Source organism: Okeania sp. SIO2B9 (assembly GCF_010672505.1).
GTDB classification, from domain to species: Bacteria; Cyanobacteriota; Cyanobacteriia; order Cyanobacteriales; family Microcoleaceae; genus Okeania; species Okeania hirsuta.
On record NZ_JAAHGK010001253.1, the window covers coordinates 1 to 2235 of the forward strand.

The following is a 2235-nucleotide window of genomic DNA, read 5'->3' on the forward strand; positions in this document are numbered from 1 at the left end:
TCACTTCTGCCCGGTCTTTGACTTTCTGTGGTACATCCGCTGTTCTCAACTTCAGCAGACTTTGGTCTTGCTCAGGAGTGAGAAATACCCTTAAACGAGCCCCCATGTGTAAATTTCCTCACTCATTATAGATATATTATTCATATTTACTTATCTTTACATAGTTTGGTTTATTTATACCAACTTACTTAGTTACGATCTGTCAAGCAAAAGCTTAGATTGTAGATGTGCCAAGTGTATAAACTCAAGAAAAAACTTTGTATAGCGCTGTGCGCAGGCAACAGCTCCGGAAAGCAACAGCTCCGGAAGGGGGAATAAAAAGCTGATAATATAAGACTTTTAGCTATTGGACACCTCCTGTGATTTGTAAATATGCCAGCGCACATTGCTATAGTTTAATATCCCATGAGACTTCTGACGATGGGACATATTAGCTGATCGTTAACATCAAAAGGCTTGGAATTAACTTCAATACAGCATGATAAGATAACTGAGAGAAAAAGCAAAAGTAGCTGTATGGTACACTCAACCTTCTATAACAATGGTGATTTAGCTGCTGCAAAAGTAATTGAAAATAGAGGGTTAATAACTGTAGGGCGCACTGTCAAAGAAAAGCGCACCGCTTGCGAGTCAACGGTTTCTGATGCGTAAAGACGGAGCAAGAAAGTTTGTGGAGATGGTAGTAGCGGGAGTACCACTCAACTTGTTTGATTTGTTACCTACTCCGAGAATCTGTGTTTCGCTCCGCGACATTAAATGCGTAGCGTTGCGTCAGCAAAACAAGAATACCCCGTTATAATCTTTGATTTAACGGCGGGAGTGTCAAAAAAAAGGTTAGTTTAAGCTGTAGAACCTGATAAGGTATAGTGAATATGGCTTAATAGTCTATGACTAAATTTGTCTTGTTGGACAAAAACATATCTCCCAAAGTTTCTATAGGATTAGAGGAAGGAAGAGATAATTTGCGAGACGTTTAAGCAGTGGAAACCGACAAGTAGAAAAATTATTTTCATAGACTTTCTGAGTCTGGAGAATAGTAAACTGTATCATGCAGTCGTTACTTGATTAACCCACTAACAATTAAGTAAACTGTTTAAATTTCTACAGTTTAATTTTTACCGTTAGGTACTTAAAAAACTGTGTATATCAATAAAGATGAGGAGAAATAGAATAATGAAACAAATAGGCTTACTGCTAGCAATATTAGGGTTATGTCTAGGTTGTGTAGGATTAATGCCATACCATCAAGCTTATGCAGGTAACTTAAGTTTAACTGTATGGCCTTCAACGTCAATTCTAGCAGTAGAATCTGGAAGAGTTAACAAGGCAGACAGAAAATTAGGAGAGATTGGAGAGAAGCTCGATCTTAACAATAGTCCTTTACGAAGCTTTCGGAAATACCGGGGAATGTTCCCAACTATAGCTGCGAAGATAGTAGATAATGCTCCTTACAAAAAAGTAGAGGATGTACTAGAAATTCCCGATCTAACTGAAAGACAGAAAAAGCTTTTACAAGCTAACCTTGAAAATTTTACAGTGACTCCACCTGCTGATGTATATATTGAAGGTGACTATAGATTGAATACTGGTTCATACGACTAAGATTGGCATAAATTAAACTTTCAGATATTAGTCAATTTTCAATGCTGCTATTTAATACTTGAGTACTTAATAAAATCTTGGGAATTACCAATTGATTGTTGAAGTTAAGTATTAGAAACTCTACGGGTTAAAACCGTATTTATTCTACTTGTGTCGGTGTTGGGAAATCAAAGAAGTTTAAATTAGGTGAATTTATATCTAATTTAAGCTTCTTATTAAGTTGAAGGTGATACATAATGTCCTACAATTATACAGCAAAATCATTACTGAAGTAGATAGGATAGATAATCATGCTTATAATAAAAACACAGGGTTCGCTGATCATCTGCTATACAAACAGCGATTCCAAATGCGAATTGAAGATCCCCAAGGAGTTGAGCTATGGGTAACATCAGGAGTATGTCAATTGCTTCAAGTTTCTAGAGTTTAGTTTTCACATTCAACAATTAATAATTAACAATTAACAGTTATCTCTTCTTAAAAAGAAATATCAATGACTTTTCTCCTTAAAATTTAAAAGGATAGACTTCAAAGCTGAAATTATTAATTTTTCGGTAAACTAATATTAGTTTTGATAAAATGCCTGATATACTTATTAACCTCAGCGATTAGTTCTTAAATTTATTGTTTTCA

General features: G+C 35.2%; 3 protein-coding genes. All 3 read left to right on the plus strand.

The annotated features are described in order from the left end of the window. The first annotated feature begins 516 nt into the window (after positions 1 to 516). The 3 genes from F6K13_RS29500 (at position 517) to psbU (ending at position 1602) form a co-directional block, all read left to right on the plus strand. Positions 517 to 651 carry a hypothetical protein gene (locus F6K13_RS29500; protein WP_275670319.1) on the plus strand — a complete coding sequence of 45 codons (135 nt, stop codon included), beginning with the start codon at positions 517 to 519 and terminating at the stop codon, positions 649 to 651. Further along, complete coding sequence (locus tag F6K13_RS29505; RefSeq protein ID WP_287289337.1) at positions 644 to 799, plus strand: hypothetical protein; 156 nt, start codon at positions 644 to 646, stop codon at positions 797 to 799. The genes F6K13_RS29500 and F6K13_RS29505 overlap by 8 nt, the downstream gene beginning before the upstream one ends. Before the next feature lie 374 nt (positions 800 to 1173). Further along, positions 1174 to 1602 (plus strand): photosystem II complex extrinsic protein PsbU, encoded by a 429-nt coding sequence (psbU, locus tag F6K13_RS29510; RefSeq protein ID WP_124144193.1) that lies wholly within the window; start codon positions 1174 to 1176, stop codon positions 1600 to 1602. The last annotated feature ends 633 nt before the right edge of the window (positions 1603 to 2235 follow it).